24 protein-coding genes are annotated in these 23738 nt (G+C 70.3%); 14 read left to right on the forward strand and 10 right to left on the reverse strand.

Annotated features, from left to right (window positions below; translation table 11 throughout):
* Window positions 1–20 precede the first annotated feature (20 nt).
* A complete protein-coding gene (locus tag ACQP06_RS22220) occupies window positions 21–1205 on the reverse strand; it encodes an acyl-CoA dehydrogenase family protein (RefSeq protein ID WP_433666412.1) in 1185 nt (394 codons plus the stop codon).
* A gap of 100 nt (window positions 1206–1305) precedes the next feature.
* Between ACQP06_RS22220 and ACQP06_RS22225 the strand changes: the two genes are divergently transcribed.
* From ACQP06_RS22225 to ACQP06_RS22250, 6 genes are all read left to right on the forward strand, one after another.
* Entirely contained in the window at window positions 1306–2001 is a 696-nt protein-coding gene (locus ACQP06_RS22225) for a hypothetical protein (protein WP_433666413.1), read from the forward strand.
* 141 nt (window positions 2002–2142) lie between these two features.
* Complete coding sequence (locus ACQP06_RS22230) at window positions 2143–3129, forward strand: LLM class flavin-dependent oxidoreductase (RefSeq protein ID WP_433666414.1); 987 nt, start codon at window positions 2143–2145, stop codon at window positions 3127–3129.
* A 25-nt stretch (window positions 3130–3154) separates the two neighbouring features.
* Window positions 3155–4426, forward strand: a complete 1272-nt coding sequence (locus tag ACQP06_RS22235; RefSeq protein ID WP_433666415.1) for a condensation domain-containing protein — start codon at window positions 3155–3157, stop codon at window positions 4424–4426.
* Window positions 4423–5673, forward strand: coding sequence for a glycosyltransferase (locus ACQP06_RS22240; RefSeq protein ID WP_433666416.1), 1251 nt, complete (start codon window positions 4423–4425; stop codon window positions 5671–5673). Before ACQP06_RS22235 ends, ACQP06_RS22240 begins: the two co-directional genes overlap by 4 nt.
* Window positions 5674–5797: 124 nt before the next feature.
* The gene (locus tag ACQP06_RS22245) at window positions 5798–6982 is read left to right on the forward strand and encodes an MlaD family protein (protein ID WP_433666417.1); all 1185 of its coding nucleotides are present in this window, start codon (window positions 5798–5800) and stop codon (window positions 6980–6982) included.
* Between the two features lie 225 nt (window positions 6983–7207).
* Window positions 7208–7726 (forward strand): L,D-transpeptidase, encoded by a 519-nt coding sequence (locus tag ACQP06_RS22250; RefSeq protein ID WP_357084405.1) that lies wholly within the window; start codon window positions 7208–7210, stop codon window positions 7724–7726.
* 71 nt (window positions 7727–7797) lie between these two features.
* On the opposite strand, the gene ACQP06_RS22255 is transcribed toward ACQP06_RS22250, so the two are convergent.
* The gene (locus ACQP06_RS22255) at window positions 7798–8202 is read right to left on the reverse strand and encodes an SgcJ/EcaC family oxidoreductase (protein WP_433666418.1); all 405 of its coding nucleotides are present in this window, start codon (window positions 8200–8202) and stop codon (window positions 7798–7800) included.
* A 144-nt stretch (window positions 8203–8346) separates the two neighbouring features.
* Here ACQP06_RS22255 and ACQP06_RS22260 point away from each other — a divergent pair, with 144 nt between their 5' ends.
* The gene (locus ACQP06_RS22260) at window positions 8347–9294 is read left to right on the forward strand and encodes a sigma-70 family RNA polymerase sigma factor (protein ID WP_433666419.1); all 948 of its coding nucleotides are present in this window, start codon (window positions 8347–8349) and stop codon (window positions 9292–9294) included.
* A 3-nt stretch (window positions 9295–9297) separates the two neighbouring features.
* On the opposite strand, the gene ACQP06_RS22265 is transcribed toward ACQP06_RS22260, so the two are convergent.
* Complete coding sequence (locus tag ACQP06_RS22265; RefSeq protein WP_433666420.1) at window positions 9298–12360, reverse strand: helix-turn-helix transcriptional regulator; 3063 nt, start codon at window positions 12358–12360, stop codon at window positions 9298–9300.
* Between the two features lie 100 nt (window positions 12361–12460).
* On the opposite strand from ACQP06_RS22265, the gene ACQP06_RS22270 reads away from it, so the two are divergent.
* Window positions 12461–13630 carry an epoxide hydrolase family protein gene (locus ACQP06_RS22270; protein ID WP_433666421.1) on the forward strand — a complete coding sequence of 390 codons (1170 nt, stop codon included), beginning with the start codon at window positions 12461–12463 and terminating at the stop codon, window positions 13628–13630.
* A 186-nt stretch (window positions 13631–13816) separates the two neighbouring features.
* Complete coding sequence (locus tag ACQP06_RS22275) at window positions 13817–15076, forward strand: PucR family transcriptional regulator (RefSeq protein WP_433666422.1); 1260 nt, start codon at window positions 13817–13819, stop codon at window positions 15074–15076.
* Here ACQP06_RS22275 and ACQP06_RS22280 read toward each other — a convergent pair.
* From ACQP06_RS22280 to ACQP06_RS22305, 6 genes are all read right to left on the reverse strand, one after another.
* Window positions 15007–16332: a lipase family protein gene (locus tag ACQP06_RS22280; RefSeq protein ID WP_433666423.1), complete on the reverse strand. Its 1326-nt coding sequence runs from the start codon at window positions 16330–16332 to the stop codon at window positions 15007–15009. The genes ACQP06_RS22275 and ACQP06_RS22280 overlap by 70 nt on opposite strands.
* Window positions 16333–16357: 25 nt before the next feature.
* Window positions 16358–17419, reverse strand: a complete 1062-nt coding sequence (locus tag ACQP06_RS22285) for an esterase/lipase family protein (RefSeq protein ID WP_433666424.1) — start codon at window positions 17417–17419, stop codon at window positions 16358–16360.
* Between the two features lie 147 nt (window positions 17420–17566).
* Window positions 17567–18223 carry a TetR/AcrR family transcriptional regulator gene (locus ACQP06_RS22290; protein ID WP_379274619.1) on the reverse strand — a complete coding sequence of 219 codons (657 nt, stop codon included), beginning with the start codon at window positions 18221–18223 and terminating at the stop codon, window positions 17567–17569.
* Between the two features lie 154 nt (window positions 18224–18377).
* Window positions 18378–18644, reverse strand: coding sequence for an Ada metal-binding domain-containing protein (locus ACQP06_RS22295; RefSeq protein ID WP_433666425.1), 267 nt, complete (start codon window positions 18642–18644; stop codon window positions 18378–18380).
* 2 nt (window positions 18645–18646) lie between these two features.
* A complete protein-coding gene (locus tag ACQP06_RS22300) occupies window positions 18647–19366 on the reverse strand; it encodes a 2OG-Fe(II) oxygenase (RefSeq protein WP_433666426.1) in 720 nt (239 codons plus the stop codon).
* Window positions 19366–19851, reverse strand: coding sequence for a methylated-DNA--[protein]-cysteine S-methyltransferase (locus tag ACQP06_RS22305; protein ID WP_433666427.1), 486 nt, complete (start codon window positions 19849–19851; stop codon window positions 19366–19368). Before ACQP06_RS22305 ends, ACQP06_RS22300 begins: the two co-directional genes overlap by 1 nt.
* 124 nt (window positions 19852–19975) lie before the next feature.
* Between ACQP06_RS22305 and ACQP06_RS22310 the strand changes: the two genes are divergently transcribed.
* The 5 genes from ACQP06_RS22310 (at window position 19976) to ACQP06_RS22330 (ending at window position 23183) form a co-directional block, all read left to right on the forward strand.
* A complete protein-coding gene (locus ACQP06_RS22310; RefSeq protein ID WP_433666428.1) occupies window positions 19976–20995 on the forward strand; it encodes a helix-turn-helix domain-containing protein in 1020 nt (339 codons plus the stop codon).
* Window positions 20950–21894 carry an alpha/beta hydrolase gene (locus ACQP06_RS22315; RefSeq protein ID WP_433673402.1) on the forward strand — a complete coding sequence of 315 codons (945 nt, stop codon included), beginning with the start codon at window positions 20950–20952 and terminating at the stop codon, window positions 21892–21894. Before ACQP06_RS22310 ends, ACQP06_RS22315 begins: the two co-directional genes overlap by 46 nt.
* Before the next feature lie 37 nt (window positions 21895–21931).
* The gene (locus tag ACQP06_RS22320; protein WP_433666429.1) at window positions 21932–22384 is read left to right on the forward strand and encodes a MarR family winged helix-turn-helix transcriptional regulator; all 453 of its coding nucleotides are present in this window, start codon (window positions 21932–21934) and stop codon (window positions 22382–22384) included.
* A gap of 65 nt (window positions 22385–22449) precedes the next feature.
* A complete protein-coding gene (locus ACQP06_RS22325; RefSeq protein WP_433673403.1) occupies window positions 22450–22731 on the forward strand; it encodes an isochorismatase family protein in 282 nt (93 codons plus the stop codon).
* A 107-nt stretch (window positions 22732–22838) separates the two neighbouring features.
* Window positions 22839–23183: an NADH-quinone oxidoreductase subunit A gene (locus ACQP06_RS22330; protein ID WP_433666430.1), complete on the forward strand. Its 345-nt coding sequence runs from the start codon at window positions 22839–22841 to the stop codon at window positions 23181–23183.
* 302 nt (window positions 23184–23485) lie between these two features.
* Here ACQP06_RS22330 and ACQP06_RS22335 read toward each other — a convergent pair whose 3' ends face one another.
* Window positions 23486–23710, reverse strand: a complete 225-nt coding sequence (locus tag ACQP06_RS22335; RefSeq protein WP_433666431.1) for a hypothetical protein — start codon at window positions 23708–23710, stop codon at window positions 23486–23488.
* Window positions 23711–23738 lie beyond the last annotated feature (28 nt).

Below are 23738 nucleotides of genomic sequence, written 5' to 3' on the forward strand. Positions count from 1 at the left end.
GTCCTGCTCCTGTGTTCGGCTCAGCGGGTGACGGGCAGCCCGAGGGCGTTCTTGGCGATGATGTCGCGCTGCACCTCGTTGATCCCGCCGCCGAAGGTCAGGATGAGCGCGGTGCGATGGAACCGTTCGAGTCGTCCGAGCAGCAGTGCGCCCGGGGAATCCGCGCGCAGCACGGCCGCGGCCCCGAGCACCTCCATGAGCAGGCGGTAGCCCTCGATGGCGAATTCGGTGCCGAACACCTTGGTGGCCGAGGCGTCCGCCGGGCCGAGCTCGCCGCGATCGGCAGCCCACGCGGTCCGCCAGTTCCGCAGCTTCAGGTACTCGGTATGGGCGTGCACGCGGGCCAGGTGCAGACGCACCCATTCGGCGTCCATGACCCGGGTCCCGTCCGGCAGCGTGGTGGCGCGCGCCCACGCGACGACCTGCCGCAGCGACTCCTCCAGCGGTGCGGCCGAGGCCAGCGCCACCCGTTCGTGATTGAGCTGATTGGTGATCAGCGCCCAGCCCCGGTTCTCCCCGTGCACCAGGTTCGCCGCGGGCACCCGCACATCGGAGTAGTAGGTGGCGCTGGTGCCGACACCGGCCATGGTGTGCACCTTCGTCCACGAGAACCCCGGCGCGGTGGTCGGAACGATGAAGATCGACAGCCCGGCGTGCTTGCCCGCCGCCGGGTCGGTGCGCGCGGCCAGCCAGATGTAGTCGGCGTATTCGATGAGGCTGGTCCACATCTTCTCGCCGTTGACCACCCACTCGTCGCCGTCACGCACCGCGCGGGTGCGCAGCGAGGCCAGGTCGGTGCCCGCGTTCGGCTCCGAATAGCCGATGGAGAAATGCAGGTCGCCCCGCGCGATCCGCGGCAGGAAGTAGGCCTTCTGTTCCTCGGTGCCGTAGCGCATGATGGTCGGCCCGACGGTGTTCACGGTCAGGTACGGCAGCGGCACGCCGGCGGCCGCGGCCTCGTCCAGGAAGATGAGCTGGTCGAGCATCGAACGTCCTTGTCCGCCATGCTCTTCCGGCCACCCCAGCACCAGCCAGCCGTCCGCGCCCAGCCGGCGCACCACCTCCTTGTAGACGGTTCCGTCGCCGTGCTCCCCGCCCGGCCCCGACCGCAGCGCCGCCCGCACGTCGGGGGTGGCGAGGTCGGCGAAATACTCGCGCAGCCGCTTGCGCAGGCGGTGCTGTTCTTCGCTCAAACTGATGTGCATAAATGGAAGGTAGGAATCGGCCGGGCCGGATCCGCCCCGCTGGCAGGAAGCTGCCAGATTCCAGGGAAGCCCCCGGTCACCTGCCAGGATCGGGGAAGTGATGCAGCGACAGCCGACCGGCGTGACCGGGCAGCCAGCCACCGGGATCGTCCGGTTCAGCCAGGACGGGCACTGGGACCAGGACGTCCACCACCTGCTCCGCTGCGCCCGGCGCGAGGCGGTGGTGGCGGTCTCGAACCCTACCCACTCCACCGATCATCTCCGCCTGGGTCAGGTGGTCGTCGACGACCTGCTGGCCGCGGGCAAGGAGGTCCGGCTCCTCTACTCCCCCGACTATCTGGAGATCCGCGACCACCAACCGCTGCTGCGCCAATCCTCGCTCGGCGCGCAGATCCGCGTCACCGACAACGACTTCCACAACGTCCTGATCCTCGACCGCGCCGTCGCGGTGCTGTGGAGCGGCGCCGGAGCCGACCACCCCTACGCCTACCTGGTCCGCGAACCGGCCCTGCTCCGCGCCCTGCACCAATTCGCCCTGCTCAGCTGGCAATCCGGCCACGGCCTCGCCGGCCGCGTCCACACCGACCCCATCGAACTGAGCCCCACCGCCCGAAGGGTCCTCAACACCCTCAACCTGGGCCTGATCGACGAGACCGCCGCCCGCCGCCTCGATATGTCCCTGCGCACCTACCGCCGCCACATCGCCGACCTCATGATCCGCCTCGACGTGCGCAGTCGCTTCCAGATCGGGGCGCGCGCAGCGCAACTCGGCCTGCTCGACGAACCCCGGGAGTAGTCGCCACACCGGCGAGTACCCCCATCGGTGGCAGCGCCACGCCGCGCACCTCTGCCGGTGGTGGCACCCCCGGGCACGGCACTTGACTGGGGCTTCTCCGCAGGTTGTCCTGGGGCACTGGGTCATTCGATATTGCTTGGCATGAACGTGGTGGCGGCGCTCAAGCTCAATATGACCAATGTCGACGACCCTCGGGCCGGGAATCACGAGCGGTATCGGGCCGCGCTCGAGATGGCCGAGTACGCCGAGCGGGTCGGGTTCGCGGTGGTGAATGTCGAGGAGCATCACGGGTCGGGCACCGGGTGGTTGCCCGCCCCGCTGCTGATGGCGGCGGCGGTGGCGGCTCGCACCGAGCGGATCCGGATCAGTATCGGGGCGTTGATCGTGCCGCTGTACGACCCGGTGCGGCTGGCCGAGGATCTGGCGGTGCTCGACAATCTGGCGGGCGGGCGGCTGACCATTCTCGCCGCGATCGGGTACCGACCGGCCGAATATGCCGCGCTCGGAAGGGATTTCACGCGCCGCGGCAAGCTCATGGACGAGGCGCTGGAGATCATGCTCGCGGCCTGGCGCGACGAGCCTGTCCACCGAGGCGGGCAGTCCTTCGATGTCACGCCCAAGCCGTTCAGCAAGCCGCATCCGCATCTGCTCATCGCCGGAATGAGCCCGGCGACCGCCCGGCGGGCCGCGCGCTTCGGGCTCGGACTGGCGCTGCCCTTGCCCGCACCGGAGGTCGAAGAGCTCTACGAGCGGGAGCTGATCCGCTGCGGCACAAGCGGTTACATCCACAAGCCCGAGCCCGACAGCCGCCACACCCTGCTGCACGAGGACCCGGATCGGGCCTGGCACGACTTCGCCCCGCACATTCTCACCGAGATCCGCGAGTACGCGTCGTGGGGTCGCGAGGGCATTCACCGCCCGCACGACGCCGTGCCGGATTCGGTCGAGTCCCTGCGCGCCCACGGCTATCTGGAGATCCTCACCCCGGCGCAGCTGCGCGACCAGATCGCGGCCGGGCGCACCGAGATCCTGATGAACCCGCTGATCGGCGGCCTGCCGATCGAGGCGGGCTGGGACAGCCTGCGCCTGCTTGGCGAGGACGTGCTGTCCCTCACCACCGTTCGATGACCCGACAACCGGCAAGAGGAAGTTCATGACAGATCTGCGCCCCGGGCGGCTGACGGCCGCCGCCAAGAAGTTCCTGACCTGGGACGAGAATCCCGCCGTCTTCGGTGTCACCATCCCCTGCCCGGTTCCGGTCGGCATGGGCCTCGAGGACGCGCGGAAGCTGATCAACACCCTGATCGACACCCACGAATCGCTGCGCAGCCGATACAGCTACGGCGAGAACGCGTCCTGCGAGATCGAGCCCGAATCCGGCGGCGTCATCGACCCCGCCCGCGTCGACGTGCGGGCCATCGACATCGAGGACCTCGACGCCGAGGCGCTCGCCACCCTCATCCAGGAGCAGTCCGCCGCCGCCAATCTGCGGCTGGACCCCACCGCCGGGAAGATCGTCACCGCGGTGCTGCTCACTCGCTCCTTCGACGTGAACATCCTGCTGTTCACCGCCCACCACATCGCCATCGACGGCATCTCCATGTGGGTGCTGTGGGAGGACATCGCCACCTACGCCCGGCAATGGGAAGCGGGCGAGGAGATCGCGCTGCCGCCGGAACCGATCACCGGATCGGAGTGGGCGGAATTCCTCGACGAGTACGCGAAGACCCGGGTCGGCGAGCGCGACTACTGGCTGGCCGCCTCGGACATCGAACCGACCACCCTGGACCGGCCCGCCACCCCCAAGTCGGCGCACTTCGACGGCGTCATCGACGGCGCGCTGGCACAGCGCCTGCTGGTCGAACTGCCCGAAGCACTGGGGGCCAGCTACACCCGGATCCTGCTCGTCACACTGGGTTTGGCCATCGAGGACGCGACCGGCGTGGCCCGGCCCATCACCGTGCAGAAGCACGGCCGCTACAGTCGCCTGCGGCCCGGCACCGACCTGTCGCGGACGGTGGCCTGGATCTCCGACGACTACCCGTGGCTGTTGCGCCCCGCCACCGGGACCCTCGGTGACCGGCTGCACGACGCCCTCGACGGATATCCCACGCACCCCGAGGATTTCACGCTGCTGCGCTGGCATCACCCCGAAAGCTGGTCGCATTTCCTGACCTTCAACTCGCCGAAGTTCTACTTCAATTTCCTCGGTGACGTGGGCGTGTGGATTCCCGACGCCCATTCGCGGGAGCAGGCCCGGCTGAGGATGTTCGACATGAGCCTGTTCCTGGGCACCAGCAAGCCCGAAGGCGTGGAACAGGTGCACTATTCGGTGCACTCCCCCGACGGCGGCATCGGCGCGGATCGGATGCGGGCCATCGTCACCCGCTGGCTGACCATTATCGAGAGTGTGGAGGTCCGATGAGCAGGATCATTCTGGTCGGCATCGGCAGTCGCGGCGATATCGCGCCGCTGACCGGGCTGGGCGTGGGGCTGCGCGACGCGGGGCACGAGGTGGTGGTGGCCGCGCACACCCTGTTCGCGGAGCAGATCACCGGATGCGGGCTCGAGTTCCGGGAGATGACCCACGATATCGACATCGACATGACCGATCCGGATGTCAATCGACTCTCCGCGGGCTGGAAGTTCTCCTCCCCCAAGGGAGTTCGCAGTCTCGGACTGGGCATGATCCGGGCGCTGCTCGACGAGCCCGCGGATGTCCTGTTGCTGCCGCCGCCGACGGAATACGCGGGCCTGGCACTGGCCGAAGCCAAGGGCATCCCCTCGATCGGGCTGCGATTCCAGCCGTTGTCCGCCACCGCCGAGCACGCTCCGTCCGGCTACGGCGCTTACGATTTCGGCGCGCGCGGCAACCGGCTGGCCGCCGATTTCGGGGCCTGGTTCAACGACCGCTTCTACGCGGGCACCGTCGCCTTCTTCCGGCGCGAACTCGGGCTGCCGCCGATCTCGGTGTACGACCTGCGCCGGGCCCGGACCGCGGCGGGCTGGCCGATGCTCAACGGCTACTCCCCCAGTGTCGTACCGCGCCCGGCCGATTGGCGGACCGGGCTGGAGGTCACCGGCTACTGGTGGCCGCCGCGCCCCGACGGCTGGGAACCCCCCGCCGAACTGACCGAATTCCTGGCCGCCGGTCCGCCGCCGGTGTTCATCGGCTTCGGCAGCATGGCCGACAGCAAGGAAGGCACCGCCCGCACCGGCCGGATCATCGCCGGGGCCCTGCGCCGGGCGGGGGTACGCGGCGTCGTGCAGAGCGGCTGGCTCAACCTCGACGTCAGCGGCGACGACGTGCTGACCATCGGTGAGGCCCCGCACGATTGGCTGTTCCCGCGCATGGCCGCGGTGGTTCACCACTGCGGCGCGGGCACCACCGCCGCGGGCCTGCGCGCCGGCGTCCCGGCCATCGGCGCGCCCGTCTACGCCGATCAGCCGTTCTGGGCGCAGCGCCTCATCGATCTGGGCGTGAGCCCGGCGACCATTCCGTACTCGAAGATGTCCGAGGACCGGCTCACCGACGCCCTCCGCCGCGCCACCACCGATACCGCGCTGCGCGACAACGCGACTCGGGTGGCCGCCCGGATCGCCGCCGAGGACGGGGTCGGCCAGGCTGTGAAGGCCATCGAGGCGCACCTGGGCGCGCTGCGAAAGGGGTGAGGTTGTAACTCGCCCCGCCCGGACCACCCGCCCCGCCGGGTTCAGCGGCCCGACTGTGGTTAGATAGCGCGCAGTTTCGCCTGGTAGTTGCTGTGCATCGAACCCTATTGGCTGCTATTCAGCGGTGGAGGCGGGCCTCTTGAGCGTGCTGCGCGGACATAAACTGCTCTACTCGAATCTGGCTCTGATCGTGCTACTCGCGGTCGGAGCCGGATATCTGTTGATCTCGGTGGCCCGGGTGCACAGACCGGGCAACACCTACTCGGTCACCGTGCAACTGGATCGCTCCGGCGGTTTGCAGGCCGGTAACGATGTGACCTGGCGCGGGTTCCGGGTCGGTTCGGTCCGATCGGTCGACATCATCGACGGCGGGGCCGGGATCGCGGCGACGGCGGACATCGACAGGAAATACCAGATTCCGGCCGACACCGAGATCGCGGTGGCGGCGTTGTCCGCCGCGGGCGAGCAGTACATCGATTTCCGCCCGCACACCGACGCGCCGCCGTTCCTGCACGACGGGCAGGTGGTGCGGTTCGACCCGAGCAAGATCACCACCCCGACGCCGGTGTGGCAGACGCTGACCAACAGCAATGAACTCATCGCCTCGATCGATCCGGACAAAGTGGGCGTGATCCTCGATCAGCTGGATATCGCGCTCGGCGGCGGACCCGATCAGCTGCGCGGGCTCATCGAGGGCTTGAGCGTGGCCACCACCGGATTGGACAACCGGCTGCCGCAGACCGTCAGCCTCTTGCAGAACCTGCAGGTCATCGCCGGAACCACCTCGCTCGCGCAGCCGGATCTGGGCACGCTGACCCGCAATTCGTCGATCCTGGTCGAACAGGCCCGCGCCGCCGACCGCGAACTGCGCGGGGTGCTCGATCGCGCGCCCGAGCAGATCGCCGTCCTGGACCGCACCCTGGACCGGAACCTGGATCCGATCCAGAGCCTGGCCACCACCATGCAGGCCATCGTGCAGGCGGCGCTGCTGCGGCTGCCCGCGGTGCGGGCACTGTTCCCGGCCCTGGTCATCGGCACCTCCGCCATGGGCGTGCCCGCGCACGACGGCGAGTTCTACACCATCGTCGACATCTGGACCCGGCCGTGGTGCCAGTACCCGGTCCCGGCGGTGGCGGCGTTCCTCGCCACCGACCGCACCTTCGGACGCTGGAACTACTGCAACAATCCGCCCGACGACCAGCAGATTCGCGGATCAGCCAACGCGCCGCGCCCGAACATTCCCAACAATGGCGCGCACCGGCCGACCGGCGTCGACCCGCAGGAACGCACTCTGCCGCCGGTCAAATGACCCCGCCGCCACACCCGGGAGCGGGGCGGATTCGGCGTGCCGTGCATTTCGGACGGGCGTGTCGGCGTGCCTGACGCGGTTTATCCCGCGAATCGCCCGCGGCACCAGTCAGAATGATCTACCGGTACCCCTTGGTCCCGTGCTTGTGTCAACGGAAGCGTCCCTTCGCCCTGGCAGGCGAGTTCGAACAGGGCGGTGGGCAAGGCTAGGAGAGGGTCGAACGCGATGAGCAGCAGAAGTTCCCTCGGTTTGGCGGCGCGATCGGCGGTCTTCGCCGGTGTGGCGGCCGCAGGACTCGCGGCGGCGCCCGCGCAGGCCGAACCATTGTGGCCCGGTGGACCGGATGTGCCCGGTATTCCGGCGATCATCCCCGGCATCGCCCCCGGCGATGTCAACGCGCCGTGTGCGACGGCCGGCGCGCGCGCCTGCCTCAAGCTCAGCACCAACGAGGCGTGGCTGATGGACAACGGCAAGGTCATCTTCGGCCCCACCCCCATCTCCCACGGCATGCCCGGTTACGAGACTCCGCCGGGCGTCTTCCACGTCGCGTTCAAGAAGCCGTTCCACTGGAGCACCATGCACAACGCCCCGATGGAGTACGCGGTCTTCTTCAACGGCGACATCGCCTTCCACATCGGACCGGTCGACAAGAAGTCGCACGGGTGTATCCGCATGACCCCGGACGGCGCGCGGGAGTTCTTCAACTACCTGAACCCCGGCGACATCGTGGAAGTGGTTCCGTAGCAACACCTTCCGGTGGCACATCGACACGGAACCTCCCGTGCCGGTGTGCCACCGGTGTTTTCGGCGACGGATCAGGCGGCGCAGTTGTGGTACGCCGTGATCAGCCAGCGGTCCTCCCGCCGGACCAAGGTCCAGGTCGCGAGCACCCAGCGGTCGGCCGGAGCCTCGGTCTCACCGGCCATGAGAATGGCGGCGCGGCTGACCACCACGGCGGTGTCCGGCGCCGGGAACCGCACCTGCTGGGGTTCGTCCAGGACGCTGGAGCCGCGCAGCGGGCCCGCGAATCCGGCGGCCATGCCGTCCCGCACCGCCGCGCGGCCGCTGCGGAACACGCCCGGCAGGATCGAGGTGGCGTCGGGGTCGTAGTCGGCGACGAAGGCGTCGGCGTCATTGGCGGCCCAGGCGACGTAGAGGTCCTTCAGGACGGTCAGGACGGCGTCGCGGTCGGTGGTCTCGCGGACGGCGGTGTCGTTCATGGTTACTCCTCGGTCGACGGCCGCCCGGTATAGCGGCTCACGAGTACCTACCGGCGAGGTGTGCCCGATTCATCGCTCGCGGTGTAGAAAGTTCCGCAGGGCCCTGTTTCGACCGGTGGGGGCTGGGTTTCGAGGAGTGAGAGCATGGCGGACACCGACTTCGCGGCGCGCACCGACCGATATCGGCGCGAATTGCTGGCCCATTGCTACCGCATGCTCGGGTCGGTGCAGGACGCCGAGGATCTGGTGCAGGAAACCTATCTGCGGGCCTGGCGCTCCCGCGACAGCTACGACGAGACCCGGGCCGGGATGCGGACCTGGCTGTACCGGATCGCCACCAATGCCTGCCTGACCGCGCTCGAACAGCGCGGGCGGCGGCCCATGCCGTCGGGGCTCGGGCACGCACCGGGCGACGATCCGCGCGAGGAGCTCGTGCACGGCGGGGAAATCCCTTGGCTGCAACCGATTCCGGATGTGCTGCTCGGCGATCCCTCCGACGCCGCGGTGGCGCAGGGCAGTCTGCGGCTCGCCCTGGTCGCCGCCATGCAGCAGCTGCCCGCGCGGCAGCGGGCGGTGCTGGTGCTGCGCGAGGTGCTGGACTGGCCCGCCGCGGACGTGGCACAGGCTCTCGACATGACTCCGGCGGCCGTCAACAGCGCCTTGCAGCGGGCACGGAAGACTCTCGGCCAGAACGGTATTCGCGAGGACGAGGTGACCGAGCGGGCCGAACAGCGGGCCGTGGTGGACAACTACGTCACCGCCTTCCGCAACGCGGACCTCAGCGCCCTCGAGAGGCTGCTGTCCCATGACGTGATCATGGAGATGCCGCCCATGCTCAATTGGTACCTGGGCCGCGCGGCGTATGTCGGGTTCATGGCGCGGGTGTTCGAGTGGAAGGGCTCCGATTGGCGATTGGAGCCGGTGTGGGCCAACGGCCAGCCCGGGTTGGCGGCCTACTCCCGCGACGGCGACGGGTACGAGCGGCACACCTTGCAGGTCTTCACCGTGCGCGACGGACTCATCACGAATCTGATCGTCTACCAGCTCGACGCGATCTTCGATCTGTTCGGCATGCCGCCCCGGCTGCCCTGACCCTCAGTCGTTCTCACCGGCGGTCAGCAGACCGTGCTCGTGGGCGAAGGCGGCGGCCTCGGTCCGGCTGGCGACGCCCAGCTTGGTGAGGATCCGCGAGACGTGCACGCCGGCGGTATTGGCGCTGATGAACAGTTCCGCCGCCAGCGCGCGATTGCTCAGGCCCTTGGCGACCAGGTGCAGGACGTCCAGCTCACGCGCGGTCAGGCCGTAGCGGCCGGACATGGTGCCGCTCTTGGCTTTCGGGGCCCGCTCGGTGGATCCGTCGAGCGGAAGGCGGGCTCGCTCGGCCACCGCCGTGGCGGCCGCGGCCAGCGGGACCGCGCCCAGCGCGGCGGCGATATCGAGCGACTCCCGCAGCGCCGACACCGCCTCGACCCGATTGCATTCGGCCGCAGCCGCTTCCGCGAGACCCAGCAGCGCGATGGCCACATCGTAGGGACGTCCGACGCCGCGCCAGGCCGCGACGGCCTCCGACCAGCGGGCCGCGGTGCCCGCCAGGTGCGCCGTGAACGCGGCACGCTGGGCGGCATCGACCGGCGACGCCGTGGGCAGCGTGTCCCCCAGTGCGAGCAGTTCCGGTGGCGCTCCGGTGATTCGAGCGCCGAGCACCACCAGCGGCCACGCCTCGTGCGGATGCGCGAACAGCGTGCCGACCCCGTCGCCGCCTTCGAGTACCCGGATCAACTCCGTCGCCGCCGCGCCCTCGTCGTCTCCCACCAACGCCAGTGTGGAGTTCAATGCCGCCAGTTCGAATCGATACTGCGCCGCCCATCGACTGTCTCCCAGCAGCCGCGCGGCCGTGACGGCTCCCTCCCTAGCCGCCCCGAAATCCCCGGTGGCCAAGGAGATCCGTCCGAAGCACACCAGCAACGCCGCCCGGCTCAATGGCGGCAGTTGCTCGAGCTGCGTCTCGTCGACCACCGCCCGCGCCTCGTCCCACCGACCCAAGGCCGCCAGCGCCTGCCCCCACTTCACGAACAGAATCGGCGCCGACTCCGCGAACCGGAACGACTCGTGCGCCGCCCGCAACCCCTGCCGCACCGCCGCGATCGCCGCCTCGTACCGCCCCGCCCCCACCAGCACCGCCGACTCCCACGTGGCCACATCCACCACGATCCGCGCATCCCCCGCCAGCGCCGCCGCCCGATGCGCCTGCGCGAAATGCTCCAGCGCCCATTCGGTTTCGCTGTCCGCGCCACCACTCCGCGTGTGCTCTCCGGACCCGAAATCTGCCCAATCCTCGGTCGATTCCGCTTCCAGCGAGCCGCCGGCGGCGGCAGCGCCCGCCAGTCCCAGATGCGCATGTGCTCGCGCGACCAGCGCGTCCGCGCCGATTCGCCGCGCGATGGCCAATGCCTCTCGCGCGTGGGCCGCCGACCCGGCCGCGTCTCCCTGGAAGACTCGCGCGGCCGCCGACTGCACCAGCGCCTCGGCTCGTTCCACGCTGTCGGGCGCGTCCGACATGAGCGCCAGCGCCCGCTCGAGGTCCGCTCCCGGCCCGGCCCCGGTCGTCGCACGCAGGTAGGCCCGTCGCCGGTACATTCGGGCCGACCGCTCGGGATCGGCACCGGCATAGTCGATTTCGCCGTTGCCGCCGGAGACGGTCACACGGTCCCGGGCTGCCGAGAGCTCGCCGACCGGGTCGTCCTGGCTCCACACCGGCAGCGTGGCGGGTGCGGCGGCGGCCGCGGGGGCCAGGAGGGCGAGGGCCGCGTCGGCGGCGGCGATGCCGCGCTCGGTGGCTCCGCAGGCGACGGCGACGTCGACGATCTGTTCCAGGACCGACAGTTTGGTGGTGGGGAGGATTTCGGTGGGGGCGGGTACTCGGTCCCAGAGGGCGAGGATTTGTTCGAGGAGGCGGAGGCGTTCGGGGTGGGTGGCGGGGACTCCGGCGATGGCGGACCAGTAGGCGCGCAGAGCGCGGTCGAGGTCTCCGGCGGCGCGGGCGTGGCGGGCGAGGTCGGCGTGGGATTCGGGGTCGAGGGCGTCGCCGCGGGCGTGCAGGGCCGCGGCGGCGCGGGTGTGCAGGCGGGTGCGCTCGATGGGGAGCAGGTGGTCGTAGATGGCCTGGCGGATGAGGCCGTGGCGGAATTCGTAGCCGGTGTCGGTGGTGAGCAGCAGATGCCGGTCGACGAGTTCGCGTAGCGCTCCGGGTAGTTCGTCCGGGGGTAGGTCGACCGTCGCGGCGAGCAAGTCGTGGTGGATCGGCGAGCCGAGGACGGCGGCGGGGGCGACCACGGCGAGCGCCTGCGCGGACAGCCCGGTCTGGAATCCCAGCAGCAGGTCGGCGAGGTCGGCGGGGAGTTCGTCGGGGCACTGGCCCAGCGCCTCGACGAACAGCGGGTTGCCGCCGCTGCGGTCGAAAACCTTGGTGATGAGCTCGCTTCCGGGTTCGCGCCCGAGCAGGGCGGCGAGCTGGCGGCCGACCTCGTGCCGGGTCAGCGGGTGCAGTTCCAGCACCCGCACGCCCGGGTTGCGGCGCAGTTCGGCGACCAGTCCGCGCAGCGGCCCCGCCTCGCCCGGCCGGTAGGTGCCCACCAGCAGGGCATTGGCGTCGGCGAGATTGGCGGCCAGGAAGGTGAGCAGTTCCCGGCTGGCGTCGTCGGCCCAGTGCAGGTCCTCGAGCACCAGCACCACCGGCCGCGCCATCGCCAATTGCTCCAGCAGCGTGAGGATTTCGCCGAACAGCCGGATCCGATCGGCCTCGGGCGCCGCGCCGCCGGTGTGGACGGCCAGCTGCGGCAGCCAGTTGGCGAGCGCCGGATGTGGCGGCAGCAGCGTCGCCACGGCCTCGCCGCCGAGTCGTTTGACGAGTCCGCGCAGCACGGTCAGGAACGGCGCGTAGGCGACACCCGCGGCGCCGAGTTCGGGACATCGGCCCAGCAGTACCAGCGCGTCGCCGCCGAGTCGTTCGGTGAACTCCGCGACCAGGCGGGACTTCCCGATCCCGGCCTCGCCCGCGATGAGCACGGTCTGCGTGCCGGCATCACCGACCGCCTCGACCACCGCGGACACCTCCGCGGCGCGACCGACCAGGACACTGCTGCCGGGGACACTCACCACGCCACGATCATGCCGCACCTTCGCATTTCGCCCAGCCGGGACACAAAATAACGAATTATCGTGATGTGGCCACCCGGTCTTTATCGGAAAACTCGATGGCATGAGCGACACCGAGAACCGCGCCATCCACCCCTTCCGCATCGACATCCCGCAGGACGATCTCGACGACCTGCGCGACCGCCTGACCCGCACCCGCTGGATCGACGAGGTCCCCGGCACCGGCTGGGAGCGCGGCGTGCCCACCGCCTACCTGCGCGAGCTCGCCGCCTACTGGGCCGAGAAGTTCGATTGGCGCGCGGTGGAGGCCGCGCTCAACGCGCACCCGCAATTCACCACCACGATCGACGGCCAGCGCCTGCACTTCCTGCACATCCGCTCGGCCCGCCCGGACGCGACCCCGCTGCTGCTGATCCACGGCTGGCCCGGCACCCCCGCCGACTTCCTGGACCTGATCGGCCCGCTGACCGATCCGGCCGCCCACGGCGACCCCGACGCCCCGGCCTTCCACCTGGTCATCCCGACCCTGCCCGGTCACGGCTTCTCCGGCCCGCTCACCGAAACCGGTTGGCACGACGGTAAAGTCGCCGCCGCCCTGGCCGAGCTGATGGCGCGTCTCGGCTACGACCGGTACGGCGTGCAGGGCGGCGATCACGGCGCGTTCGTGGCCCCGCGTCTGGCCCGCGAGCACGCCGACCAGGTGATCGGTGTGCACGTGAACGCCCTGGTCACCTTCCCGACCGGCGATCCGGCGGATATGGCCGCGCTCGGCGAGGCCGACCGGAAGCGACTCGCGGGCATGAAGCGGTTCCAGGACGACGGCTCGGCGTACATGAACCTGGCCGGTTCCCGCCCGCACACGCTGGCGCAGCTGCTGGCGGATTCGCCCGTGGGACAGCTGGGCTGGATCGTGGAGAAGTACCAGGAGTGGACCGACGAACGTCACGAGCTGCCCGAGCAGGCCATCGACCGCGACCGGATCCTGACCACCGTGGCCGTCTACTGGCTCACCGACACCGCGCGCAGCGTCGCCGACTACTACTTCGAGCGCTTCCACGACCACACCATGTTCACGCCCAAGCCGAGGGGCACGGTGCCGACCGGCGTCGCGGTGTTCGCCAACGGCGACTACGCGATTCGGCGCTTCGCGGAGCAGGCCCACCATGTCGTGCACTGGTCGGAGTTCTACTCCGGCGGCCACTTCCCCGCACTCGAGGTGCCCGACCTGCTCGCGGGGGACATCCGAGCCTTCTTCGCGGGCCTGACCAGCTGATCCGGTAGCGGCGAGACACCTACGGCCACACCGCCGCCGCGATGACCGCACTGTCGCCCCAACGCGCAGTGCGGTATTCGCCGTTGTGAGGACCGGTCACGCATATTGCCGCGAAACGTGACCCCGGCTACAGTTACGGTCCAGTAGGAACGCCAGCGTTCCCAGACTGCTGTGGAGGCAACGCGCATGATCAAGGCAACGCAACCCCTCACGGCGGCACCGATTTCCGGACCCCTGCGTGACGCGCGCGGTCTCTCGGCCACCCTCGTCGCGCATTTCGCCGAACACGTGGCCCGCTGCGGCACCCTGCCCGGGGACGCGCTGCGCGGTGAGGTCACCACCGTCACCCGCACCTGCCTGGAACTGGCCGCCGGCGTCCTCGAGGGCCGGGACGTGAGCGCCAAGATCGAACGGCTGCAACGCGCGGGCGCGGACTGGGCGCGCGAGGGCATTCCGATCGGCACCATCCACCGGGCGGTGCACGACGGCTTCGCCCTGGGCTTCGATCTCATCGTCGACGCCACCGGCCCCGAGGACTACGCCCGGCTCGCGGTGACCGCGCGCCGGCTGTTCGAGGTGCTGGCCATGGTGGATTCGACCTTCGCGGTGGCCTATGTGCGCGAGCACCGCGCGGTGGTGGCCGAACACCACACGGCGGTGCACACCGTGGCCTCCGCGCTGCTGGCCGGACATCCCGCCTCCACCATGGCGCGCGCGGGCGGCATCGAGATCGACGAGTCGTATCACGTGCTGGCCCTGAGCATTCCGCCGCATCCGGGGGAATCCGACACCCGCGTGGACGGCGAGGTGGTAGCGCGGCGCAAGCTGCGGCGCATCCAGTCCGAGCTGGCCCGCCGCGGCGACGGCCGGGCGCTGTCGCTGCTCAGCGCCGACGGCGGCACCGTGCTGCTCCCCGCCTCCGCCGCGACCGGCGACGAACTGGCCGACCTGATCTCCGGATTGTCCACGGCCGCACAGGTTCCGGTGACCGCCACGGTGATCCACGCCGAGACGCCACGCATCCCCGAGGCCGCCGAGCAGGCGCACGAACTGCTCGACATGGTGCACCGCCTGGAATGCGTGCCCGGTCTGCACCGCTTCGACGACCTGGCCATGGAATACCAGCTGACCCGCCCCGGCCCGGCTCGCGAATACCTCGGCACCCTGCTCGACCCGCTGGACGCGCATCCGGAACTGCTGGAAACCTTGCGCCGCCATATCGGCAACGACCTGAGTCGCCGGCATACGGCGCGTTTGCTGGGCGTGCACACCAATACCGTCGACAATCGGCTCAAGCGGATCGGGCAGCTGACCGGATTCGATCCGGCGCAGCCGTCGGGGCTGTGGTATCTGCGGTCGGCGCTGGTGGCGCGCAGTTATCGGAAGTCCGATCGGGTGCGGATCGGGCGGCCCGAGACCATGGTCGCGACCAGCGCCGCCAAATGACCGTGCTCGCGCGCGGCGCGGCGGGAGGCGGCGACCGACCACACCGTGCGCACCTCGGACGGCGGTAGCGGGCGATCGGCGAGGCGATCGGCCAGCCATTCCACCATCACCGGAATGGAGATGAACTGCAACGGCAGATGGGTGCTGAGCCGGTCGCGCAGGTAGCGCACGTGGGCGCCGCGCTCGTGGTAGCGCCGCACGTGGGCGTCGACGTCGGCGACCGCGATCACCTCGTCGTTGACGCCCTGCACGACCAGCAGCGGCATGGCGGGAGCCTGGGCGCCGGGGCGGATGTCGTCGAGGACGGCCCGCATCTCGGGGCGGGTCAGCAGCGCGCCGAGCCCACCGCGAATGTGCCGGTTGGCGTTTCGCCCGGCGTAGCGGGCCAGCAGCGGGAAGGTGGCGATGGATTCGGCGTCATCGAGCAGACGCAGGTACTCCTGCGACACCAGGCCGCGCACGCAGCCGTCGAGTTCCGGGTAGGCGCGACGCAGACCGGAGGTGAACACCATGGCGAACCCGGCGAAGGGCGAGCCGTTCAGCCGGACGAACGCCTCGGCCGGATCGCCCACCGGTGACCCCACGACCGCGCCGACGATGTCGAGTTCGGGCGCGTAGCTCGCCGCCAGCTCCGCGGCCCACACGGTGGCCAGTCCGCCACCGGAGTAGCCCCACAACCCGATTCGGGTCCGCGGCCCCAGGCCCAGCGGCTCGAAGCACAGGGCCGCGCGCAGGCCGTCGAGGGCGCGGTGGCCGGGTTCGCGGGCCGCGCCGAAGTGGCCGTTCAGGCCCTCGTGGTCGGGTACCGACACCGCCCACCCGCGGGCCAGGGCCGCGGCGATGAGCGGGAACTCCACCTGCGGGATGGCGCCGAGCGCGCGGGCGCGGTGCCGTAAAGCGTAGGAGGGGAAGCATTTCGGGGCGACCGCGTCGATGGCGCACTGGAACGACACCAGCGGCCGGTCCACGGCCGGATCGGCGTCCCACGGCAGCAGGACGGTGGTGACCGTCGCCTCGGGCGCGCCGTCGAGATCGGTGCTGCGGTAGAGCAGTTGCCAGGCTCGGACGCGCTGCGGAATGCGTCCGAACAGGGCCAGCCGCACCGGCCGCGACCGCAGGATGGTGCCCGGGGCGACGGACGCCGGGTCGATCGGCGATCGATAGAACGGATCCTCCCCCGGAAGCAGCGGTCGTCCGCCGACCGCCTCCGGTTCTGTTGTGACACTGCTCGTTTCGACCGCATCGCCGATCGTCATCGTCGTCCTTTCCGTACCGCAGCGCCTAGATGTGGCCGCTGCCGCCGATCATCCAGGGGTTGAAGGTGCAGACCAGGGCCGGGTGCGCGGCCGGGTCGAGGGCGCGCAGGGCGATCGACGCCGCCCGCGGCGAGTACATCACGGTCAGGTGGTCGGAGACGTCCTCGGGGCAATCCTGTTGCAGCGTGATGTTTTCCACGCTCGCATCGGGGCCGGGGGTGAGGAAGGTCCACTCGTAGGGGTTGGAGATCTCGTCGTGGCGGGTGCCGACGGCGGTGTACTCGACCCCGGGCACGGTGTCGCCGTCGGCATTGAGCCTGGCGTAGAACGGCGAGCCGACGACCTGCTCGGTATTGGCCTGGCCGATCAGCGGCTGATAGAAGCCGAGAATGTTCACCCCGAGGTTGGTGATCACCCGGCCCAGCGTGGCGATGCCGAGCAGCGAGGTGCCGTGGCTGGTCGCGCCGAAGCTGACGACCTTGCGCACCTTGCCCTGGCCGCCTTCGAATTTCAGGTACTGGCTGGTGACCGGCCCGCCCTGCGAATGCGCGATCACGTCCACCGCGGGCGCGCCGGTGGCGGCCAGGACGCGATCCACGAACCCCGCGAGCTGCTTCGCCGAATCCCCCATCGGCCCGACGCCGAAGCGGCCCGGCAGGATCGGCCCGATGCCGCCGCCCCCGAGGGGCGTCTCCCGGCCGAAATTGAAGGCGAAGACACAGAATCCGGCCCGCGCGACCCGCGGCGACAGGAACGCGAAGCTGTCGTAGGTATTGAGCCAGGTGCCGTGCACCAGCACCACCGGCCGCGGATGTTCGACGCTCGGCTTGCAGTTCCAGTCGTTGGCGCCGGGCGGCGCGGCGTCGGGGTGGGTCAGGCCGTACGCGAAAGCGGCCAGATAGGCCGACATCTCCGGACCCACGCCCACGGTGTCGGTGGCGGTGCTGACCACCGCCGAGCCCGAGGAGCTGCCCGCATCGGGCACGGCCTCGGGTTCGGAGCTGGCCACACCGGTGGCGAAGGCCACGGCGAACGCGGTGACCGTGGCGAACACGGCGCTCCCGCGGGTACGGATGGTCGGTCTCATGAACTCTCCCCTACGGTTCGAACCCGACCGAACGCGTCGAATTCCCTTGCGACCGTAAGAGCGGGCCACCGCCCGTGTCACCGGCGTTGTGCCAGGTGACAGCGTGTGCCGTCCGGGCTGCCCGAGGATTGTGGCGGGGAACAGCCGTCAGGGCGCCGGGGTGCTCGCGATGGTGACCGCGGTGCGGGTGAACAGCGGCACCAGTTCCGGCAGCGCCTGCGCGCCCTTGGTGTGCAGGCAGGCGCGCACCCGGTCGTCGATCCCGCCGAGCAGCATGTCCACCATCTCCCGATCCGGTTCCGCCACCAGATCGCCGTCGCGTACCCCGACCTGCGCCACCGCCATGATGTAGTCGGCGAACCGCTCGTGCACGCGCAGCCGGTGGGCCACCAGTCCCGGTCCGGCCGCGAGGGTTTCGACATACAGCGCGCGGGCCGCGCCGGGCTGGACGGCGAGGAAGCCGAGATAGATCTCGAAGGAGATCCGCACCCGGTCCGCGAAGGTGACGCCTTCGAGCCCGGTGACGGTTTCCTTCAGCTGTTCCAGCGCGGCCCCGACCGCGAGATCGTAGGCGGCGGCGAAACATTCGTCCTTGCCGCCGAAGACGGAGTAGAAGGTGCGGCGCGCCACCTGGGCGCGGGTCACGATATCGGCGACGGTGGTGGCCGCGAAGCCGAGCTCGCCCACCGCTTCCAGGACGGCGGTGCACAAGCGCCGGTATTGCGAGGCCTCCACCTGCTCGCGGGTCAGCCCGTGCCGGCCACGCGGCAAGGGTCCCGGTTCACCGATGGTTTCCACACTCACGTCCCCAGAATAGGTTTCCACGTCACCGAGCGACTAACGGTCCGGCCGATACCACAGCGGTTCGTCCATGATTCCCTGTCGGACGACGGTGGCAGGCATGGGGTCCAGAGTATAGGTACCGACCGGTCTTGATTGTTGGTCGAGGTGGACGGGCTCACCCGGCCCGGCCGGCGCGCCATTCCCGGTAGGCAGGCCGGGAGCACACCGCGCACGGGCGGTAACCGGCCGCGATCGCGGTCGGCTCGTCGGCGAAGAACACGCGATGCGAGACGTAGCCGCCGCGGGCCAGGGCGCGCAGGGCGGCCGGGCAATCGAGGCGGCCGTAGATCTTCAGGCGGCGGTGGCCGCCCAGGGCGCCGGGCGTGCGGCTGCGGTAGGGGCGGCCGTCCGCGCCGAGCAGGACGTACTCCGTGTCGCCCATGGTCAGGCGTCGTGGAAGACGAGGCCGAGGGTTCTCCGCCGCCCGGATCGCACCAGGCTCACGCCGTGACGCATGGGCGCGGCCGACCAGCCTCGGGAGCCGCGGACCGGACGGTCGCGGGTGGTGAAAACCAGACCGTGCCCCTGCGGCAAGGCCATTGCCGCGCCACGGGATTGGGCACGGGGCCGCTGCTCGACCATGAGGAACTCCCCGCCGGTGTAGTCCACGCCGGGGACATCCAGCCCGATCACGACCTGGAGCGGAAACACCATGTCCCCGAACAGGTCCCGGTGCAGGGCGTTCCAGTCGCCGGATCCGTAGCGCAGCAGGATCTGCGAACCCTTGGTCTGCCCGGCCCGGTGGCACTGGGCGATCCAGTCCTCGAGCCGGTCCGGCCAGGTGCCGGGCCGTCCCAGCCGGGCGGCCCAGTCCCGGGCGATGGGCAGCAGCATCGGATAGAGGGCGGCCCGCAGTTCCGCCACGGGCTCGGGCAGGTCGTGGGTGAAGTAGCGGTACTCGCCGGAGCCGAACCGGGGCCGGGCCATGTCGACCGTCGACCGGAAGTGGTCGTCCACGTCGTACAGCGCCGCGAGCGTGCGGCATTCGTCTCCGGTGAGCAGTGGCCCGGTGAGCGCGTGCCCGTACGCGTCGAGCTCACCGGCCAGGGCCGCCCAGTCCTGGTCGGCGACCCCGGCCGCGATACCGCGGAGGACGGCGGTCATCACGCGGCCCGCTCGAGCTCCAGCAGCAGCTGCTTGCGTTCGATGCCGCCGGCGTAGCCGGTCAGCGACCCGTCGGCCCCGATCACGCGGTGGCAGGGCCGCACGATGAGCAGCGGGTTCGCCCCGATGGCCGAGCCCACCGCGCGCACCGCCGCCCGGGACGCCCCGATCCGGTTCGCGATCTCCCCGTAGGTGACGGTGACGCCGTACGGGATCTGGTCGAGGGCCTGCCACACCCGGCGCTGGAAATCGGTGCCGCGGCCGCCCATCCGGAGGTCGAAACTGTCCCGCTCCCCGGCGAAGTAGGCCGTCAGCTGGTCGACGACGTCGGCGAAGGCGTCCGGGTCGGCCTCCCAGTCGCCCTCCACCAGAAGGCTTTTGCTGCCCGCCATCGATACCGCGGTCAGCTCCACCCCGGTCCCGCGCCGCTCGCCCGCGAGCAGCAGCTCGCCGACCGGGCTGGCCATTGTCGTGTACACGCTCATCGCTTCCTCCTGTGTCGTCTCGTTCGTTTCCGCTCCCTACTCTGTCGCAGCCGATCGGCGATGACCGGCGGGAATCGGCCATCGCGTTTCCGGCCTCGGCGCGGGCGGCTCGTACCATGGGGCCATGGCTGCCGATTCGGTCGTTGTCGCCGGGACCTTGGTGGATGTCACCGTGCCGACACTGCCGGGCCGCTGCCCCGGGGTCAGCATGGCCGGGTTCCAGGGGCGCGCGGCGGGCCCGGACCATCTGCCGGTGGTGCCGTTCCCGGCGGTGACGATGTTCATCGATCTCGGGGACATGGCGATGGTCGAGGATGCCGGCGGGAGCCGGGTCGCGGGCAGCGGTGTGGTGGGCCTGTGCCCGATCGGGGTGTACGGGCAGGCGCAGACCGTGGATCTGCTGCAGGTGCGGCTGTCACCGGTGGTGGCGTACGCGACACTGGGCGGCTCGCCGGAGGTATCCGGTGGCGTGATCGGGCTCGACGAGCTGTGGGGGCATGAGGTCGAACTGCTGCGCGAGCGAATGCACGAGAGCCGTTCCTGGGACGAGAGATTCGCGATCCTGGACGACGCCCTGACCGCGCGGCACCGGAGCGGACCGGCGGTCGACCCTGAGGTGCGCTACGCCTGGCGGCGAATCATCCTCAGCGGCGGGCAGATTCGCGTCGAAGCGCTGGCCGACGAGATCGGGTGGAGCCGGAAGCGATTGTGGTCGCGCTTCCGAACCCAGATCGGCCTGACGCCCAAGCGGGCCGCGCAACTGGTCCGATTCGACGACGCCACCCACCGACTAGCCGCGGGGAGCAGCGCCGCGCGGGTATCGGCGGAGAGCGGGTACGCCGATCAATCGCATTTCAGCCGGGAGACGATGACCTTCGCGGGACTGACGCCGACGGCCCTCGCGGACGCGCCGTGGCTGGCGGTCGACCCGGTCGCGTGGGCGGGCGGGCGCGCGCTGAGTCGCGCCGGGAACATTTCTTCAATACACCCCGGCGACGCCCGCCGATGCTGGGATCCATGTCCAGACACGACGGTGAAAACCAGACCCGGCCCGGCAAATACGACCAGCCACCGCGCGGAATCCGCATCCTGCACTCATTGCGCAAGGACCCGGACTGGGAGTCCCTCACGCCCGAGGAGCTGACCGCCCACGTGGCGGGGGCGAATCGGCTGGCGGGATCGAAGTTCATGCGCGTGGTCACCGGGCTACCGGCGCGCGGCGTCAGCATCGAATGGCAGCAGGTGACCTTCCCCGATCGCGCGGTCCCGATCCGGGTCTACCGTCCGGTCGGAGAGCACGCGAACGCCCTACCGCTCGTCCTCCATGTGCACGGCGGCGGCTTCGCGGGAACCGCGGCCCAATGCGATTGGGGCAACAGCCATCTCGCCGCCGAGCTGCCCGCCGTGATCGTCTCCGTCGAGCATCGCCTGATCGCGCCGGACACCCCGCTGACCGCCGCCGTCGACGACGACTGGGATGTGTTGCGGCACATCCTGGATCACCCCGGCGAATGGGGCATCGACCCGGCGCGCGTCATACTCGCGGGCGAGAGCGGCGGCGCCTTGATCAGCGCCCTGACGGCGATCCGCGCCGCCGCGAGCGGCCTGCCCCTGCTGGCGCAGGTGCTGATCAACCCGGCCTTCGACCTGACCGACACCATGTTCGACTACCCGACGATGACCCGCTACGCCGAGACCCCGACCTTGAATCTGCCGCGACTGAAACTGTTCCGGCGCTTGGCCGTCCCGCCGGGCGAGGACCCGCACCCGCTCTCGCCGCTGTACGCCGACCTCACCGGCCAGCCGCCCGCCCTGGTCGTGATCCCGACCCTCGACCCGCTGGCCGACCAGGGCCGCCGCTACGCCGAACGCCTCCACGACTTCGGCATCCCCGTCCAGCTGTCCGAATACCCGGGCGCGCCGCATGCCTTCATCGCCTTGCCCGGCCTGGTGCCGCAAGCCAAGGCGGCTCGCACCGACATCACCGCGTTCCTCCGCACCCGTCTGTCCGACTCGATCACCCGCAGTAAACTCGACAGGTAAACTTGCCAGTCTTCCTGCCTTGCGCCACCCTGGGAGGGTGAGCTCGAACGCAGAGGCCGGTCCATCGGCCGACGTCGCGGCCGCCGCGGGCGAACTCCGCGTCGTGGCCAGTCGGCTGCTGCGCCAACTCCGCTCGGCGCGAGCCGGTTTCGAGATGACACCCTCCCAGGCCGTGGCGCTGAGCCGCCTGGGCCACGAGGGCCCCCTCTCGGTCGCCGACCTGGCCCGCGCCGAGCGGGTGCGCCCGCAGTCCATGCGCACCACCCTGGCCGCCCTCGAAGACCGCGGCCTGGTCACCCGCGCCCCGCACCCCACCGATCAACGACAGATCCTGCTGTCCCTGTCGGCCGAGGGTGAACGCCTGCTGCGCCTGGCCCACCACGCCAAGGAGGACTGGCTGTCGACCGCCATCACCACCAAACTCTCCCCCGCCGAACAGGATTCGCTGATCGCCGCGATCCCCCTGCTGGCCCGCCTCGTCGAGGACTGAACCCATCCCCCACTCCCACCGAAGGATCCCGCTGTGACGGACACTCTCCTGGACCCGACATCCGAATCACCAAGCACCAGTGGGGCGCCTTCCACGGCACCGATCTCGACCTCCAACTGCGCCGCCGCGGCATCACCACCATCGTCCTGGGCGGCATCGCCACCAGCATCGGCGTCGAATCCACCGCCCGCGCCGCCCACGAGCACGCTTACAACGTCGTGATCGCCACCGACGCCACCTCCGACCGCGACCCCGCCTCCCACGCCCACTCGGTGGAGAAGATCTTCCCCCGCCTCGGAGTCACCGCCACAACCGAGGAAATCCTCGCCGCCCTGCCCATCCGGTGAGCCGGCCGCCCTGGCGACCCGGCTGCGATCCACCCTCGTCAATGCCGGATAACTACGTAGTCGGCTAGTAGTCTGCTTCGCGACGGGCACGGAAGGTGGTCGGGCGCGTGGTGGCGAATCTGGCTGTTCTGATCGGTGTGGTGGCGGTGTCGGCCGGGGTCTTGTTCGCGGGCGCTCGGGCGGTGCGGGTTGCCCCGGAGGCTGTCGAACGGATGCCCTATCTGTCGGGGGCCGCGGCTGTCGAACACGCGGTGTCGCGATTTCATGTGCGCTGGTACACGATCACGATGATCTTCCTGGCGTTCGACATGGAAATGGCGTTCATGTATCCGTGGGCCGTGGTCGTGGGCGAGATCGGGGCCTCCGCCGTGGTGGAGATGTTCGGGTTCCTGGCGGTGCTGATGGTCGCGGTGCTGTACGCGTGGCGGGAGGGGGCGCTGCGATGGATGTGAACGGGTGGCTTCGGCGGCGGATCGCGGTGGTTCCGCTGGTGGCGGTCGCGCCCGGGGGCACGGAGACTCGGCTCGCGATCGAGCGGGTGCTCCGCGAGAACGGGTGGCGGCAGGCCGAAAGCCCGGCTGCCGCAGATCTTCTGGTCGTCTCCGGAAGTGGCGGGGGTGAGTTCGAGGCTGCGGTGGCGCGAATCCACGAGGCCATGCCGCTGCCTCGACTACGCATCGACATCACCGACCCGGCCTCGGCCGCAGCCGCTCTCACCACAGCGGCGACAGACCTATGCTCGCTCCGCGCGGCATCACCGGGTGAGCACGGCGAACACCATGGCTACGAGCCGCCCGGGGATATGGCAGACCACAGTGCGCATGCGGAGCACGACGAGCACGCCTCCCACCAACAGCACTCCGCACATGACATGCCCGACGCGCACGCTGGGCATTCGATGGCCATGGGTGAGGCCGACGACCATGGCGCGCACGGTGGCGATATGGACCACGGCGGGCATGCGGACCACAGTGGACACGAGTCACATGGCGGGCATGGCGGGCATG

The sequence above is a fragment of the Nocardia sp. CA-136227 genome (assembly GCF_050955695.1).
Classification (GTDB): domain Bacteria; phylum Actinomycetota; class Actinomycetes; order Mycobacteriales; family Mycobacteriaceae; genus Nocardia.

Coding starts and splice junctions, on each gene's coding strand:
- ACQP06_RS22220 (WP_433666412.1), bottom strand. CDS start 1,205: ATGCACATCAGTTTGAGCGAAGAACAGCACCGCCTGCGCAAGCGGCTG.
- ACQP06_RS22225 (WP_433666413.1), top strand. CDS start 1,306: ATGCAGCGACAGCCGACCGGCGTGACCGGGCAGCCAGCCACCGGGATC.
- ACQP06_RS22230 (WP_433666414.1), top strand. CDS start 2,143: ATGAACGTGGTGGCGGCGCTCAAGCTCAATATGACCAATGTCGACGAC.
- ACQP06_RS22235 (WP_433666415.1), top strand. CDS start 3,155: ATGACAGATCTGCGCCCCGGGCGGCTGACGGCCGCCGCCAAGAAGTTC.
- ACQP06_RS22240 (WP_433666416.1), top strand. CDS start 4,423: ATGAGCAGGATCATTCTGGTCGGCATCGGCAGTCGCGGCGATATCGCG.
- ACQP06_RS22250 (WP_357084405.1), top strand. CDS start 7,208: ATGAGCAGCAGAAGTTCCCTCGGTTTGGCGGCGCGATCGGCGGTCTTC.
- ACQP06_RS22255 (WP_433666418.1), bottom strand. CDS start 8,202: ATGAACGACACCGCCGTCCGCGAGACCACCGACCGCGACGCCGTCCTG.
- ACQP06_RS22260 (WP_433666419.1), top strand. CDS start 8,347: ATGGCGGACACCGACTTCGCGGCGCGCACCGACCGATATCGGCGCGAA.
- ACQP06_RS22270 (WP_433666421.1), top strand. CDS start 12,461: ATGAGCGACACCGAGAACCGCGCCATCCACCCCTTCCGCATCGACATC.
- ACQP06_RS22275 (WP_433666422.1), top strand. CDS start 13,817: ATGATCAAGGCAACGCAACCCCTCACGGCGGCACCGATTTCCGGACCC.
- ACQP06_RS22280 (WP_433666423.1), bottom strand. CDS start 16,332: ATGACGATCGGCGATGCGGTCGAAACGAGCAGTGTCACAACAGAACCG.
- ACQP06_RS22285 (WP_433666424.1), bottom strand. CDS start 17,419: ATGAGACCGACCATCCGTACCCGCGGGAGCGCCGTGTTCGCCACGGTC.
- ACQP06_RS22295 (WP_433666425.1), bottom strand. CDS start 18,644: ATGGGCGACACGGAGTACGTCCTGCTCGGCGCGGACGGCCGCCCCTAC.
- ACQP06_RS22300 (WP_433666426.1), bottom strand. CDS start 19,366: ATGACCGCCGTCCTCCGCGGTATCGCGGCCGGGGTCGCCGACCAGGAC.
- ACQP06_RS22305 (WP_433666427.1), bottom strand. CDS start 19,851: ATGAGCGTGTACACGACAATGGCCAGCCCGGTCGGCGAGCTGCTGCTC.
- ACQP06_RS22310 (WP_433666428.1), top strand. CDS start 19,976: ATGGCTGCCGATTCGGTCGTTGTCGCCGGGACCTTGGTGGATGTCACC.